Annotated in this window: 13 protein-coding genes; 7 read left to right on the top strand and 6 right to left on the bottom strand. The window is 66.6% G+C overall.

What is annotated here, in order from left to right; translation table 11 throughout:
- Positions 1-197: 197 nt before the first annotated feature.
- The 3 genes from J8F10_RS13895 to J8F10_RS13885 all read right to left on the bottom strand — a co-directional run bounded on the left by J8F10_RS13895 (position 198) and on the right by J8F10_RS13885 (position 4260).
- Positions 198-2705 (bottom strand): sigma-70 family RNA polymerase sigma factor, encoded by a 2508-nt coding sequence (locus J8F10_RS13895; RefSeq protein WP_210654415.1) that lies wholly within the window; start codon positions 2703-2705, stop codon positions 198-200.
- Between the two features lie 173 nt (positions 2706-2878).
- On the bottom strand, positions 2879-3478 hold the full coding sequence (locus tag J8F10_RS13890; protein WP_210654413.1) for a DUF4291 domain-containing protein: 600 nt from the start codon (positions 3476-3478) through the stop codon (positions 2879-2881).
- Positions 3479-3858: 380 nt separating this feature from the next.
- A complete protein-coding gene (locus J8F10_RS13885; RefSeq protein WP_210654411.1) occupies positions 3859-4260 on the bottom strand; it encodes a RidA family protein in 402 nt (133 codons plus the stop codon).
- 274 nt (positions 4261-4534) lie between these two features.
- Here J8F10_RS13885 and J8F10_RS13880 point away from each other — a divergent pair, with 274 nt between their 5' ends.
- The 4 genes from J8F10_RS13880 (at position 4535) to J8F10_RS13865 (ending at position 7378) form a co-directional block, all read left to right on the top strand.
- Positions 4535-5077 (top strand): hypothetical protein, encoded by a 543-nt coding sequence (locus J8F10_RS13880; RefSeq protein WP_210654409.1) that lies wholly within the window; start codon positions 4535-4537, stop codon positions 5075-5077.
- 195 nt (positions 5078-5272) lie between these two features.
- On the top strand, positions 5273-5779 hold the full coding sequence (locus J8F10_RS13875) for a hypothetical protein (protein WP_210654407.1): 507 nt from the start codon (positions 5273-5275) through the stop codon (positions 5777-5779).
- Positions 5780-6327: 548 nt separating this feature from the next.
- Positions 6328-6822 (top strand): hypothetical protein, encoded by a 495-nt coding sequence (locus tag J8F10_RS13870; RefSeq protein ID WP_210654405.1) that lies wholly within the window; start codon positions 6328-6330, stop codon positions 6820-6822.
- Between the two features lie 178 nt (positions 6823-7000).
- Positions 7001-7378, top strand: a complete 378-nt coding sequence (locus tag J8F10_RS13865) for a hypothetical protein (RefSeq protein WP_210654403.1) — start codon at positions 7001-7003, stop codon at positions 7376-7378.
- A gap of 54 nt (positions 7379-7432) precedes the next feature.
- On the opposite strand, the gene J8F10_RS13860 is transcribed toward J8F10_RS13865, so the two are convergent.
- The 3 genes from J8F10_RS13860 to J8F10_RS13850 all read right to left on the bottom strand — a co-directional run bounded on the left by J8F10_RS13860 (position 7433) and on the right by J8F10_RS13850 (position 9995).
- On the bottom strand, positions 7433-8467 hold the full coding sequence (locus J8F10_RS13860; protein WP_210654400.1) for a ComEC/Rec2 family competence protein: 1035 nt from the start codon (positions 8465-8467) through the stop codon (positions 7433-7435).
- Between the two features lie 29 nt (positions 8468-8496).
- Positions 8497-8886 (bottom strand): hypothetical protein, encoded by a 390-nt coding sequence (locus tag J8F10_RS13855; protein ID WP_210654398.1) that lies wholly within the window; start codon positions 8884-8886, stop codon positions 8497-8499.
- A 341-nt stretch (positions 8887-9227) separates the two neighbouring features.
- Complete coding sequence (locus tag J8F10_RS13850) at positions 9228-9995, bottom strand: TIGR04255 family protein (RefSeq protein ID WP_210654396.1); 768 nt, start codon at positions 9993-9995, stop codon at positions 9228-9230.
- A 377-nt stretch (positions 9996-10372) separates the two neighbouring features.
- On the opposite strand from J8F10_RS13850, the gene J8F10_RS13845 reads away from it, so the two are divergent.
- The 3 genes from J8F10_RS13845 to J8F10_RS13835 all read left to right on the top strand — a co-directional run bounded on the left by J8F10_RS13845 (position 10373) and on the right by J8F10_RS13835 (position 15664).
- On the top strand, positions 10373-11407 hold the full coding sequence (locus tag J8F10_RS13845) for an ATP-binding protein (protein ID WP_210654394.1): 1035 nt from the start codon (positions 10373-10375) through the stop codon (positions 11405-11407).
- Positions 11408-11742: 335 nt separating this feature from the next.
- Positions 11743-12312, top strand: coding sequence for a hypothetical protein (locus tag J8F10_RS13840; RefSeq protein WP_210654393.1), 570 nt, complete (start codon positions 11743-11745; stop codon positions 12310-12312).
- Between the two features lie 103 nt (positions 12313-12415).
- Complete coding sequence (locus tag J8F10_RS13835) at positions 12416-15664, top strand: sigma-70 family RNA polymerase sigma factor (protein ID WP_210654391.1); 3249 nt, start codon at positions 12416-12418, stop codon at positions 15662-15664.
- The last annotated feature ends 101 nt before the right edge of the window (positions 15665-15765 follow it).

Below are 15765 nucleotides of genomic sequence, written 5' to 3'. Positions count from 1 at the left end.
CCATATTGCTTAGCACGCGCGGTTCGCCAAAAGACTCGGGCGAACCGCGCGTGTTAACGAGCGGGTGGGGCGCACTGTTCCCTGACCACATCACACATTAAACGACCCCGGAAGCGCCTCCCGCTCCCTTGCGGTCGCGGCTCGTTCCGCTCGCAACCACAATCACGAATTCGTCGGCTCGGCGCTCCATGCGAGCCTCACTTCGCGGGGCGCTCCAGGCGCTTGATGGCTTCGGCCGCGGCGCGCTTCACTTCGTTGTCCGGGTTGTCCAGCGCGGCCTTGAGTGCCGGCAGCGCGGTGCGGTCGCCGAGCAACCCGAGGGCCGTGGCCGCTTCGCGCTGCACCCCACCCCCGGTGTCCTTCTCCAGCGCCCGAATGAGGTCCGGGATGGCGGCCCGTGCCATTGGGCCGATCTTGCCCAGCGCGGCCGCGGCGTCGTACCGGACAGAATTGATTGGGTCGCGCTTCAGCACCTCGATCAGCGCGGGCACCGCAGCGGAGGCGTCCTCGCCGAGTTCCCCGAACTGGCGCGCGGCCTCTTCGCGCTTGTACCGGTCGTCACTCTGCAACTTCTCGAGGAGCCCCGGAACGGCCTTCTTGCCCCACCAGTCCAGTCGAATCTCCCCGATCTCGTGGACCGCACCCGGCTTCAGCGCGAAGATCTTGAGGTGCATACCGCGTTGATACCCGGGTGCCCGAACTTCCAGGGAATATGTCAGCCCGGGAACCAGGCCCGCGATCGTGTACTTTCCCGCCCCCGTGTGTTTGACGGGACCGTACTGGTCGGAAGGCTGTGATACAAAGTAGAAGGCAAGGGGCTGATCGGCGCCCTGCACCAAGTGGTGTGAGAGCACCAGTGTGGCGTCGGTAACCGGCTCGCCGTCCGGGTTCACGACGCGCACCCGCGCGCTCGCGGATTCGGCGAGCACGATTTTCAGCGGGTCCACCCGGTACTCCTTCTGGGGGCTGGTCTTCACACGCGCGACCCCCGCGAGCGTGCGATCCGGCCGGCGCGCGATCGCCATCAAATCCACGTCCTCGACTTTGCTGTCGGGGCGCGCCCCCACCATGTACCCCGCGAAGTTCCCCTCGGCATCACTCGTAAGAGAGATGTACTTGTCGAAATGGTCGGGGGCCTCGCCGGAGATTTGGACACCCGGTGGGACGATTGGTGTGCAGTGAATCTCAACGAGCACCTCTACCCCCTTGGCCGGCTTGCCGTCCGGCAGCAGAACCTGCCCCGTAAACTTCGGCGCGCTCGCGATCTCGAAGTCGATTCCCGTGACGTGTTTGCCGGCACTCGCATCGACCTTTTGGAGCCCTTCGCTCTTGTTGTACCTGACGGCCGTGCCGTTACAGTAGAGGTCCATCTTGCGCGGCGCCACGAACAGGCGGTACCGCCCGTTGTCGTCCACATTGAGGCTGTCGCGGTTCCCGTCGGCGGTGGGGAAGTTGATGCTCGCACCGGGTACGGGCTTCCCGGTGGCCGCGTCGGTGACCGTCCCGGAGACACTTTGCGGCAACTCGAGAAAGAGGTCCTCGGCGCGCCCCGGGCCGTCCTTGAAGCGGACCAGCCCCCACTCGCTCCAGGCGCCCTCTTCTTTTTTGGGGCGGGTCTCGATCCATACGCGGTAGTGCTCCCCGGGCCGGACGTTGGCAAAAGAGTACGCGCCCGCGTCGTCCGTTCGCGCGGTCCAGCGCGAGGGCTCGAGCCCCCACCCCTCACCGCTCCAGAGTGTTACCGTCACGCCCGCAACGCCCTTCCCGCCCGGCACGGCCAACACGCGCCCGGCCACCGTGGTTCGCGCGGGTTGTTCTTTGGGTTCTTCGCCGGTGCGGGGTGCCGTCGCCATTTTCTCCTCGGGAACAGGAGGATTCACCGTGCGCGGACCGGCGAGCACGGGAACCGCGAGCGCGACGGCGATCAACACGACCGCGGCGCGCTTGAACTTGGTCGCGAGCGCGGCGCGCAGCACCCCTTCGGCGATGTGGCGCGGCGCGTCCGGCACGGGACCGTTACGAGACGCGAAGTTGAGTGCGGCCCGCGCAGTGATCGCGCGCAGCCCCGGTGTCACGGTCGAGGCCATCGTGATCCGGGACACGCCCGCCAGTGCCAGCGCTGCGGCCGGCGCGAGTCCGCGTGCCGAGAGCCGGGTGCGCAAGCGCTCGCGCCCGCGCTCCAGGCGCCCGCGCAGCGCGCCGGTGGCGCACCCCAACCGCGCGGCCGCTTCTTCCAGCGTCAGCCCCTCCAGGCAACACAACACGACGGGCAAGCGGTAATCGGAAGGTAAGCGCCGAATCTCTTCGTCCAGAATCGCCAGCACTTCGCGCCCGGACAGTTCGGCCAGCGGGTCGCGTGCGTGGGCTTCGGCTTCGCGAGCCGGGAGCGGTTCGGGCGGCGCCGAGCGCGTCTTGAGGGCCACGCGCCGAGCGACGCCGTACAGCCACCCCGCGAGCGCCTCGGTTCGCGGGAGCGACGCGGCCCTTCGCGCGAGAACCAGGAACGCGGCCTGGAACGCATCTTCGGCCGCGTGGGGGTCGTAGAGGATACGCCGACAGGCGCCCATCACCATCGGCCCGTGGCGCTCCACCAGCGCCGCGAACGCGGCCTCGTCCCGGTGCCGGACGAAGCTCGTAAGGAGTTCGGTATCGGTTTCCGCGGGCACAGACGCGCGGGTCAGCGCGGACGCATAGCGTGCAAGCATGAGAAGCACTCCGGGCGGGACCACTATTCAGTAGTATCTGCCCGGATCGGGGCCAACGTGCGCGCGAGTTTCAAGAAGTGGCCGATTTCTTGGGTCGGGACGGATCGGGAACGTCGAGCATCACCCGCTCGGTTCGCCCGGTCTCCCGGAACCGAGAAGCCGCGAGCGCGTGGCTACTCGTCGCCGATCAGCAACCGCCGCGCGACGTCGCCGTTCACCGGGTACACGCGCTCGGGCGGGAGGTGGCGCTTGGCGCGGTCCGCGTGGCCCGATTGGAGGAAGTCGTAAATCTTGCGGACGCGCGGCGTGTAGTCCTCAATGCCCACGATCCACTCGTCGGTGAACGCGCGGATCAAGTGCCGACTCACGCCGATCTGAATACTGGAGTGCGGCAGACCGGCCCCGCGCAGCGAGCGCTCGGGGTCCCACTGCACGTGAACGTGGGCCTCCGCGAACCGTTCGGACCACTCGGCGGGCGACGCGAACACGCCCGGCGCGAAGGACGTGTGTACCGCCAGCGACAGCGCCTGCTCCCAGCCGGCGCGCGTGACGCGCACCGCGAGGACGCGCTCCTGTCCGCTCTTCTGGCCCCAGTTGCTGCGGTGCATGAGCCACAGGAACGAGGGCTTGATCCAGGTCATGCGGTGGAACGAGAACGGAGACACGAAGCGCTGCGCGTCCAGCGCGGGTTCGGCGATTTGTGGGGAATAGGCCTGATAGACGACGATCGTGTCGCGGTCGAAGTCCGCGCGGATCTCGCGTTGCGGGGGCACGAGTACACTCCGAGCAGCGGCGCGGGCGCGCGTTGAGATGCGCACTCATCCTGACAACGCGCTCGGAGGGAAGGTTCGGGGTTCCGGGGGTGCGGGGTATTGCGACCCGGGGAATGTTTCCCAGGGTGTGCCCGCGTTGCGGTCGACCCTGGGCTGAGATGTACAACCCCTTCGGGGTAGAAACCCAAACCACCGGGACGCGCGCCCGGTGAACCCCGCCCGCAAGGGCGGTGGGTGCGCCCACAAGCGACGTGCGCCCGCGCAACCGATGCCGGTACCCCGAAGGGGTTACACATTCCAGCCCAGGGTCGACCGCAACGCGGGCGCACCCTGGGAGCCAATCGCGCACCCCGGGGTCGCAACATCCCCAGGCACCCACGTCACCCGGCGACGACAGCTATCACTTCGATCTCGATCAGCCAGTCCGGGACCGCCAGCGCCGCGACGCCGACCAGCGAGCTCGCCGGCGGCGGCTCCTGGTTCAGGTACTTCTTCCGCACCTCGCGGATGTGCCCCAGGTGTTCGGGCTTCAGATCGACGACGAAGTACGTGACCTTCACCACGTCGTTGATCGTCGCGCCCGCGGCCGCGAGCGCGGACTTGAGGTTCTCGAACACGTGCTCCGTCTGGGCGCGCAGGTCGCCCTTGCCGACCACCTCGGCGCGCTCGTTCAGGCTCACCTGACCCGAAACGTAGATCGTCTTCCCGGCGGTCGCCGTGACGACGTGGGAGTAGCCGTTCGCGGGGTTCAGCGCGGGCGGGTTGATAAACTGCTTCTGCACGTTCGCGGTCCTTTCGGTTACGGGAGAGTTCCCGAAGCGATTGTACGGAACGTGCCCCGCCACTGTGAGTGCCCGAAGTTGCGCGCACCACCCCCACGCCGGCTCTCATTTTCTCATGAATTTGTACGGCCGTTCTTCGTCTCGCACATACATTTTCGCCCCACGCGAAATATTGCAATTCGCTGGTTTTTCCGGGCGATTACGCGGCAGCACTCGCGTTTAAGAGGAGGGACTCGCACCCAAGCGTCATGCACCTGTATCAAGGAACTCGCTCATGATTAGTTCGGTCGGTTTCAGCACGGCAACGCTTTCGGTCTCGTCCGTTCAACAGAAGACGAGCACCTCGTCCACCAGCGCCACGAGCAGTGTCGCCCCGAGCGGCGACTCGGCCGAGATCTCCGGGCCGGGCAAGCTGTTCGCGGAACTCAAGGAACTCGCGTCCTCGGACCCCGAGAAGTTTAAGACCGTGGCCGCGGACATCGCGGCGAAGATCCGCGCCGCGATCGGCGACACCACCTCGGCCGACAGCGCGGACAGCACCGACTCGGCCAGCAGCACGTCGGGCGCCGGCGGCGCGGCTTCGCGCCTGGCGGACCTGGCCGCGAAGTTTGAAGAGGCCGCCCAAACGGGCGACGTGTCCGTGCTCGCGCCGCCATCCGGTGGCGGCGGGCGCCCGCGCGGGGTGGGCGCGTACAACCAGCTCGGTCAACCGCAAGGCCCTCCCCCTCCCCCGCCCACGGACTCGGCCAACGGCGTGGACCTGAAGTCACTGTTCGAGTCGATCAACCAGGAAGTAACCGAAGCCCTCAGCGCGTAAGCGCCCGACCGCCGACCACGAACGAGCGGGCCGCCCCCCGGCCCGGTTCGCCCCGTGGACCCACGTCGCCCAACCTGCGCCAGCACCGGGAGCCGCGCGGACCGAATTCCCCTTGTCGCGCCGCGCTCCTGGCGGCATACGGTCCCCATTCCGGTTTGATCCATAAATACTCGGCCGCGGCCGGGAGCACGAGCGATGGTCCATCGCAGTTGGCGCGCGATCGCGCTCCTGGCCCTGGTTGCCGCCTGTGGGCCGGGCTGCCTCCACACCAATTTCGCGCGCTTCCTGAAGTCCGCCCCGCACCCGGGGCCGCTGACCATTGCCATCGACGACACCACGCTCCACCCGTGCCTCGGGCTCACCCTCGCGCTCGTACTGGACGTGCCGGCCGACCAGCGCCCGAGCGAAGCGGACGTCACGTTCGCGCTCGTCGATCCCGAGACGGGAACCGCAGCGCGAACGGTGCGCAAGACGGTCGCGTTCGGGCCGGCGGGCCGCTCGGAAGACGTCAAGGACGTGTTCGGCTCGCGCTGCGCGCTCGACCCCACCGGCGAACCGCTGCCGAAGGGGGAGTTCGTGCTCGTCGCGACGCTCCGCCTCGGCGCCACAGACCTCGAAGCGCGCCAGCGCGTCGAGGTGCGGGAGTTCGAGCGCGTCTACAAATCGGGAGTCGTGCCGCGCGGCTTCATCCCCCCGAAGTGAGCATGTCGGTACTTCGCCTCCATTCGCGCGCGATGCACAGGATTTGGTGTTTTGTAGTTTTGTAGGGTGGGTCCAGGCTTTGCGCAGGCCCACCAGCCTGTCTTTGACATGCCGGATGATCCGAGGTTTGGGAGCGCGTCGATTCCGTTCGCGCTCGCAGGGGAGATGGTGTTTTGTAGGGTGGGTCCAGGCCCTGCGCAGGCCCACCAGCCTGTCTTTGACATGCCGGATGATCCGAGGCGCGGCTCCCGTTCGTGCTCGCGGGCGAGATGGTGGGCCTGCGCAAAGCCTGGACCCACCCTACAAAACAAACCCGCCTTTGACATGCCGGGCGGTCCGGGCCGCGTCGCCCCTATTCGTGCTCGCGGGCGAGATGGTGGGCCTGCGCAAAGCTTGGACCCACCCTACAAAACAAACCCGAACCACCGGACCGTACACGTCACTCGGAACATCGCCCGAGCGCGATATAATACTGTTCGTGGCCGCGCGCCCCGGCGCCGACCGCGCAATTCTTCGTTACCGGTCGCCCGATTCTCCGGAGGCGCGCCATGAACTGGGTCCGTGAACTCCTGTGGTTCGCCGGCGTCGGCCTCGCGGTGGTCATTGCCCTCTATTTGGTCCCGGGCGGCGCGAACCGGAACCGGGTCGATTTGAACAGACCGATCGAAGACGTGCGGGCCGAGTTCGAGGAGAAGCGCGCACAGCGGTCCGAGAAGCTCGACAAGATCCAGAGCGACGGAACACTGGAAACACTGCGATCGATCGGCCGGGCGTACCGGCGCCACATCGCGCAGGTAAAAGCCCCGCCAACGGAAGCCGACTTCCGCGAGCTGACCGCGGTGTGGCACGGGCGCCGCGACGACAAGCCGTTCGTGATCCTGTGGGGCGTCGACCTCGGGGCCGTGGCGCACCCGACGGGCACCCTGTTGGCCTGGGAGAGCACCCCGGACGCGAAGGGCCAGCGCTGCGTGCTGATGGCCGACGCCGAAACCGCGAAGCTCGTCCCCGAGGCCGAGTTCGAGGCACTCCCCCGCGCGAAGTGAGCCTTTCACCTGGGGCCGCGGGCATCTTGCCCGCTCTTCCGTCTTTCACAGCGAATGCGGGCAAGGTGCCCGCGGTCCCAGGGGCAGATCAGAACTTGATGCGGAACGGAATTGCTGCTAACGATCGAGCGCCCGCGATGGTAATTCCGCCGGGGCTCCGTTCCGTTCGTGAGGCGCCATGTCCGCAATTCTCGTTTGTATGTTAGTGGCCGTAGCGCACGTCACGCACGCGGCCCCGGCGGGCGAGTGTACCCGCGTCGTACTTGTGGCCGCGACGTGGGAAGAGGCCGAAGCACTTCTCGGGATGAAGTCGAAGTCTCACGCCCTCATCATGATCGGCTCTCTCAAGGGGGGTGGCCTCACCAGATTCTACATGAGCGCCGGCGTGACGATGTGGCGCGATCCGGCATCGGACCTCATCATCGGCATTTCGACGCCAAAGCCGACACCCGCCGAGTCGGAACAGAACGAACGCGCCGCGGCCCGATTCAGAGAGGTGTTCGGGATGCCAGAGGGCGCGCACACCGCCCCGATGCCGCGCGAAGTGAACCGGTAGGCGCCAAAACCGAGTTCGAGAAGCTCCCCGCGTGAAGTGAGGAAGGAACGGATTTCACACGGGCACACAGAGCGGTGAACATCGCGGCTGAGTAGCGAGCACTTGAACAGCATTTTGATGCTGCGTCAGCCGGCGAATCGTGAAGCCGGTGGGTGTGATGTCGGCGACGACCGTGCCCGCGCACCCAACATCTTTACTGTTCCCCGCCGTGGTCCGAGATTTCACGACGGCCGAGCGCCCGGGCAGAATTAAAGGAATGAGTGCGGGCCTGCGTTTTTCTGTCGACTTGCAGCACTGCTTGGTAATTTGGGTGCAAATGACTATGGCCCCCGATCCTCGCAACTCTTCAATCACTTCCTTGCGCGGGTGCCCCTCGTCGTTACTCGTCCCGACCGAAACGATCGCGTGTTTGGGGCACACGGCATGAGTGTAGAGCCACTGCAGTTCGCCCCGGATCGTGGCATCGTCCCAGTGACTCGGCCACATCGTACCCGCGTGGTGAGGAACGGCGATGGCGTCGCACGGAAGCGCGGACCCGCGGAGGTCACGAATCGCGTGCCACTGGTCGAGGCTCGAATCACCGGGAAACACGACCCGGTGGTTCCCGACCTTGAGTACCAGCACGCCGCTCGCCACGTTCGAGTCTCTTGCGCGTATGGCGAGTTGATTCTGGCCGAACGTGGGGGAGAACAGCTTCAGTTCCGCGCTCACGCGCCCCCTGGAACTCCAGACCGTTTTGGGCGCCCCCTCGCATTCCAGCCGAACGAGTTGTTGTTCGGTGAGGTAGCCGCCTCTGATCTCGGAGTGGATCGCGTGCCACACCGGTGTCGTAACGGTCCGGTGGTCGTTGGGATAGCAAATTGTTTCGATGCGGTTCCGGAAGGCCGTCAAGATCGCGGGAGCGCCGCCCACGTGATCGGCATCCAAGTGCGAGAGGACCAAACAAGCCAGGGTATCAACAGACAAGTGATGGAGCAGTCGCTGCAACTCGGCGGCCCGGCGCCCGGTGTCGATAACGATGGCTCTCCGGTTCCCCAACAGAATGACGTTGCAAGTGCCTTGGCCGACGTCGAGGAAGTAAACTTCCATCCGGGCGCACTCGTGGGTGGGCGATCGAATCAGTCCCAGTCGGTATCGGGAAAATCACTCGACGTCCGGGTCGAGTTCCACAGTTTCTCGGTTTCTTCTCGTGTCACAGCCCCCTTCAGCACCCTCTTGACGTACTCGACGCGGACGATCTTGTACGTGATCGGGTTCCGGTGGACCAGCGCCTCAAAAGACTGACCCGCTTTGTACGCCGCGAACTCTCCGGGCATTCGCTCCGGGGAAACGCGCTCTTTCGTGCCGTCTTCCCACTCCACGATCTGGGGGTACGGCCGCGCGCGATGAACGACGCCGATCTGCAACAGAATCAGCGGTTGCTCGGCCCGGTACTTCTCAACGTCCACCAGATTCTCGATCGCGGCCCACGCTCGGCGCTCCGCGTCCGCCATCTCGAAAGGGCGCATGACGTACAACTGTTGAAAGGTGGCGTGGAACCGCCGGACCCAATCACGGTGGGCCTCATCGGGGCTATTTCCGGTTCCGACAATGGTGCGCGGGAATCCCTCTACGAGAAACTCTCCGCCCGCCCCGTTGGACCGTGCGGGCGCGAAAAAGCCCTGCGCGGGATGTCGCAAGCGGTACGTGGTTTGGCCACAGCGGATAGTGCTCATCTTGCGCCGGGTGACATCGAACGCAAGTGAAAGTCCACTTCCGTATTTCACCCCTTGGTAGCTGCTGAAAGCAACGACCTCGGAGCGGCTCAACTGGTAATCCGGCGGCAGAACTGCGAAGGCCATGATCGCTCTTAGTCTTCTGGATCAAATAATTTCCAAGTCGTCTCTGTGAATGCGGAACGAAAGCACCTTATTATCGATTCGTGTGCTCGTTTGAGGTCGGCAAGAATTCTGTCGGGGTCGATCTCGCCATCGTAGGGGCAGGACTTGTGCCAGTCCATCCGAAAGCGAAGCCTCTTACCGTCAGGGGCCAGGGACTCACTCTGTAACTGAATCTCCAGTGCCCCCGTGCCGTCCGCAGGGCGAACCGCCGTTCTCAAGAGGTAAGACAACTGGTCCCCGAACGGGTCCACCGGCAGATCGAGCCCGAGGGTGAAATAATCGGCGAGCTGGATCGCACGGTTCTCGGGCAACGGGATCTCGATCACATCGACATAGTGGATCGCCGCCTGCCGAATCTTGAGTGGTTGGCAGCGCTCGACGTAGCTCTTGAGTTTCGCGATCGCGTCCTCGCTCAGCGCACGGAACCCCGGGTAGCCCTCCCCCAACCTGAGAAAGTTACACACGAGGCGGTTGTGGGTAACGTGAATCCAGCGGGTGGCTTTCTCGTCACTCGCGCGCAGGTGCCGGATCTCGACTTTCCGCCCCACGACTTTCGGAAGCTGCTTCGGGGAGAACTGCTGAAACTCCAGCGTGTCTTCGTGGAGTATTTCCAACTTCGGGTACTGGTTTGTGAATTGCCCGAGGAACTCGAATTTGGGCTCAACACTTTCACTCGGATTCGGATCAAAAAGGAACTCCACCCACATTTCAACGATTGGCGGCTTATTTAGTTTCACGCTCGCCTCCGTTTTTTGAGTGGGTTAAAAATTGTAACTCCATTTTGAGGTAAAGAGTAGCTCCGCAGCCGCGCTCTTGCCAGGCCAACTCAGGAATCTCCCGACCGATGGCTGTGACGAGAAAGCGGCCGTCAGCAAACGCCTGATGTGGCACTGCCAATTAGCGTGCCCTCCGCCCACATCGCGCCCACTTCTGCCATCGGGTAGTATCGCTCGACCGCGCGACGCGCGGCCCCATCGGGCGGGGAGTCGGTGCGTTGCGTATTGAGGGGGCCGATTCATCAAAATTTCCGGGAGTTTCGCGCGGCGGGGGCCGAGCCCGTAGTATGCTTTATTCGCCCACTCTCCCCACTATTTTCGGCCGTCCGAGACCGCACATGCCCACCATCCCCCACGCGCTCTACGAGTTGGCACCCGTTACCCTCGCGAGTAACCGGTCCGAGCGGTTCGACGGGGCCGGGTACGAGGTGCCTACCGCGCGCTTCGCGCCCGCCGATCGCGAGCTGCTCGCGCGCGTGTACCGGGACGTCAACGGGCTCCCGCTTCTGTGGAACACGATGCGGCACGCGCCCGATTTCGCCGCCCTGGAAGCGTACATCCAGCGCGTCGGGGACGAGGGGCTGATGGGCGCCGCGCGCCAGCTCGGGGCCGCGACGCAGGCCGCCGGCGCGTGCGACCCGGCCGTGCGGAAGGCGATCCACGACATCCGCGGAGGCGGGCTCACCGTGTTCCTCGGCACGGCCGAAATGCTCGGGATGATGCCCGGCGACCACGCCCTCGTGCGCCGGTGCGTGGACGCGGCCCGGGACCACGCCAAGATCATGCGCAACCTGCTCCCGGACATCGACCCGGCGGTGCGCGCCGCGGACGAGGCGACCAAGGCCCACGGCATCGATCACTTCACCGACAAGTGGGACGGGATGGCCACCCAGGGGCCGGCCGGCCCGGTCTCGGTCGGCGTCCGGTGCGCGTTCACCGGGGCGATCTCGGCCCGGTGCCTGGAGACGTCGAGCATCGACCGCGTCGTGTACAACTACGTGAACAACGCGGTCCGGTTCGCGGCGGGCGGGGCGGTCACGCTGTGGGTGTTCCCGGTCGCGGCGGGGCTCACCCGGTGGGTGGTGCAGAACGCCATCGCGCCCGACCAGGCGGAGTTCCTGGCCGCGCGCGCCGGGGCGGATTTCGCGAACCTGTTCGCCGGGGGCGTGACCCGCGGGGGCACCGGCGTGGGGCTGGCCAACTGCGCCGAGATCGTGGCCGACTGCTTCGGGCTGCCCTCCCCGGCCGAGGCGGTGCGCCGGGGCTACCTGGGCGCGCGGACGAGCGGGGCCGAATACTACTCGTGGTTCCACTGGCCCGCGTACATGCCCGCGCCCGCACGGGACGGCCCGCGCGCGGTCGGCGGCCCATAAGGGACCGGCACGACCCGAAAATGTGAGCCGATGTGAGCCGATGTTAGCCGCGTACCCGCGAAATCACCGGCGTTTCGCGGTTCCCATTGGGGCGGCCCGAAACGTTAGCGAATGTTAGCCGCGCACGGGATGATGATGGGCGCGGTGGTCGCGGCCGCGCTCGGCTTCGCGCTGTTTTTGCGCCCCGCGCGGTGACGCACGCTTGCGCATCCACTTACCCGGTCCGGGTTCGCTCCTGCCGGGTACGAGCGCCGGGTGCGCGAAGATTTTGGCCGGTTCGCGCCGATTTCTGGATTCACGCTGTGTGCCCCGATTCCGCACTCGTGGAGAGTCCAATGTCGCGCACCGTTCGCATGTGGGCCACCGGCGCTGCTGTGGCCGCCCTTCTTGCCGTGGCGTCGCCGGCACGCGCCGGGTTCATCACGTACAGCTTCAAGACGGATTCGTCGGATAGCGGCGGGTCACTGACCGGCAGTTTCCAGGTCGATCAGGCGGACCTGCTCGACGGTGCGCTCTCGACGTCCGAGGTTCAGAACTACTCCTTCACCTTCAAGGATCAGGCCGGAGGAACGACGGTCTATGCGCTGAACGGGGTGTTCCCCGACCTCGCCGTGGACCCGCTGACCGGGATACCGACCGGGCTCGGCAGCTCGGTCCTCGGGGACCAAATCGGCGAGTCGGGGCTCGTTCAAACGTTCCTGGATTCCCAGGCACTGTCGCCGGGTGCCTCGCAGTGGTTCGCGATCACCCGCCCGACGGATGCAATCGGCAGCGGAACGGGACACTGGGAAATCGGGCCGTCCACCGTGACTCCGACGCCGGCGCCTCCGGGCATGGTGCTCGCGCTGAGTGGAATGGGGTGCCTCGCGGTCGCGCGCCGGTTCCGCTCGCGGCTCGCGGTGTAGACCGCGGAGCGCGGTTCCCAAGCGCGAACTTTTTTGGAATCGGGCATGTTGTGCGGCCCGCCGGCGGGGAGTTCTCGGGTAGAACACCCTCGGAGGCACTTGCATGACCGGTTCTGCGCGCTTGATTCAACTCGCACGGGACATCACTCCGCGCACCGAAGTCGCCCCGGCCGATACCGTGTTGCTCCAGCGCTACGCGGTGGAGCGCGACGAGGCCGCGTTCGCCGAACTGGTCCGGCGCAACGGACCGCTCGTCCTTCGCACGTGTCGGCACGTCCTCGGAGAGTCCGCCGCGGACGATGCGTTCCAGGCCGTGTTCCTGCTCCTGGTGCGCTCCGCCGGCCGATTGACGCGCCCTGGCGCGCTGGCCGGGTGGTTACACGCCGCGGCCGTCCGGATCGCCCACCGGGCGCGCCGCGGCGAGGACCGGCGCCGCAAGCGCGAATCCGCGCGCCGGGTCCCGGCCCCCACCTCGGACGACCTCACGTGGAAGGAAGTCCGTGAAGTGCTCGACGCCGAGATCGCAGCCCTCTCGGAGAATTACCGGCTCCCCCTCGTGTTGTGCTACCTCCAGGAATTGACGCACGAAGAAGCCGCGCGGCGAATCGGGTGCGAACCCGGGGTGCTGCGCGGGCGCCTCGATCGAGGGCGCGATCGGCTCCGCCTGCGCCTCGCGCGCTACGGCCTCCCGCTGGCCGCGCCCGCGCTCGTCTTCGGCGCCCCGCCGCCGGTATCGGCCGCACTCGTGGAGCGCACGGTCGCGGTCGTAATGGCAAGTGCCGGCTCGGGTGTTCCGCCCGCGCTCGCGGCACTTCTGGGGGGGAGCCCCCGGTGGCGCGCGGTGCTGCTCGCGCCGGCCGTTACGGTTCTGGCGTTCGTTCTGGCGGCGGCCGGCCAACCGGTCGAAGCCCCGCCCGCTCCCGCGCCGGCCGCGCACGCGACGCAACCCGTTGCGAAAGCCGCCCCCACACCAACAACGGACGTGTTCGGCGACCCGCTCCCGCCCGGCGCGGTCGCGCGCCTCGGGTCGATCCGGTTCCACCACGGCGAAACGATCGAGAGCATGATCGTCGGCGCGGACGGGAAGCTGGTCGCGTCCCGGGGGCGTGATGGGTACAAACTTTGGGACGGCGAGTCGGGGCGCCCGATCGCGCTCTGGGACGGGTTGACGAAACCGGGACCGCAACATATTCGGTTCACCCTCAGCTCTGCCGGCGCGAAGTTGGTTGCCATCGTGCGGGACCAGAACGAGAGTCGCCTGATCGATCCGGTGTCGGGGGAGACGATTCGGAAGCTGCCCCCAATCAGTGAGTTGTCCGTTGCCGGGCTCGCGCCGGACGGGAAGACCGTGGCGGTTCTTCAGCGGGACATTGGTGCTCAAGGGCTCGCGGCCTTCCGCATCTGGAACGCCGACAAAGAACGCTGGACCGATCTCGGCCCCTGCTCCGGGCAAGCGGTCTTTCACAACCCCATTCAATTCTCAACGGACTCGAAGCGCGTCGCGTACTGGTTGACCGACGGCTCGGTGTCGGTGTGGGATGCGGGTACCGCGAAGTCGCTGCTCCAACTTCCACCGACCGGGCAGCAATTCACAGAGGCGGTCTGCTTCTCTCCGGACGGCAAACTCCTGGCCCGCGAGGACCAGAAGACAACGAAGGTCCGAATGTGGGACGTAGACACGGGAAAGGAACTGCCCGAACTGGCCGATCAGCCCGAGCGCCTCGGTCAATTCCTGGCGTTCTCCCCGGACGGGAAGACCCTTGCGGGGGGCGCCAAGGCGACCACGATCCGGATCTGGGACTTGGGCACGCGGAAGAAACTCCGGGACATTCAGGTTCACGATTTCCAGGTGTTCCACGCCGCGTTCACGGGAGACGGTAAGCGGCTGTTCGCGGCGGACGGGCGCCGGGTGAGCGTCTGGGATGCCGCGACGGGGAAGCCGGTTGATGATACCGGCGGGCACCGGTACACGATCAGCGACGCGACGTGGTCGCGGGACGGAACGCGCGTGGTGTCCGGCGCTTCGTACACGGACAACGTCGCCCGGGTGTGGGACGCAACGACGGGCCGAAAGGTGCTCGAGTTCGTCGGGCACAAGTCCGGGATCGAGAGGATCGCGTACAGCCCGGACGGATCTCTGCTGGCGACCGGGAGCCAAGACGGAACGGTCCGGCTCTGGGAGCCGGTAACGGGCAAGGAGTTGCACTCGTTCGTGGCCAAAGACGGAATGGTGCGTGCCCTGACCTTCACCCCGGACGGGAAGTTCCTGGTGAGCGGGGGACAGAAGGCGCTACACGTGTGGGACGTGATCGGGCGAAAAGAAGTGCGAACGATTCCGCACACTGGTGGTGTCGTGAGTCGGCTCGTGTTCTTCCGAGACGGAAAACGGGTGCTGGTGCGTGACGGCGCGCCCGGTGCTCGCGTGATCGATTTTGCGACCGGCAAAGAGGAGTTCCGGCTGGCCGAGAAGTGGTCGGGCGCGGTGGCGGTCTCTCCCGATGAGCGCTATTTGGCGTTGGCCGATAAAGACGGAGCCGTGGGGCTCGCCGATGCGGGCACCGGGCGCGAGCTGCGCGTTTTGGTGGAACCGGTCGCGAAGGAGCCCGGTGATCGGGGCTCGCCGGCGCTGGAATTTTCCCCGGACGGGCGAACGCTCGCCGCCACTCACGGCGCGGACGTGCGCGTGTACGAGGTGGCGACCGGGTCGGAGCGGCTCCGTTTCACGGGACACGTTGGCAAGCCGTGGGGGGTGCGGTTCTCCCCGGACGGGACGCGCCTGTGTACGTTCGCAACCGACCGCACGCTCCTGATCTGGGACGCGACCGGGGGGCGACTGTCCCCGGCCCCCACGCCCCAAAACGCGGACGCGGCGTGGGCGGACCTGGCGGACCCGAGCGCCCGGAAGGGGTTCGCGGCGATCCGGTACCTGTCCACGGACCCGACCGCGGCGCTCAAGTTCATCACGGACCGGGTCGAACCACTGGCGCCCGCGGACCCCAAAATCGTCGCCGCGTTGATCGGGAAGCTGGGCAGTTCCGACTTCGCGGAACGAGAGGGCGCGTCGAAAGAACTGACCGCGCTCGCCCCGACCGCAGCCACCCAACTCCGCGCGGCGGCCGGGAAATCGGACGTGCCCGAAGTGCGCACGCGCCTCAACGCGATTCTCACGAACGTCAAGGAAACCAAGCTATCGGGAGAGCACTTGCGCGCGGTTCGGGCCGTGGAAGTGTTGGAGCGGATCGGCACCCCCGAGGCGCAGACGTTACTGGCGCGTCTGGCCACGGGTGGACCCGATCTCACGCTCACGCGCGATGCCGCGGGCGCGCTCGGGCGCCTGAAGGGGAAGAAGTAGCGTGCGGCGTTCTTGTAGGGTGGGTCAAGGCTCTGCGCAGGCCCACCATTTCCCCCGGCGAGCGCGAACGCAACCGACGCGCTCCCAAACCTCGGATCATC

The organism is Gemmata palustris (assembly GCF_017939745.1).
Lineage (GTDB): Bacteria > Planctomycetota > Planctomycetia > Gemmatales > Gemmataceae > Gemmata > Gemmata palustris.
This window is presented reverse-complemented; position numbering and strand designations above follow the sequence as displayed.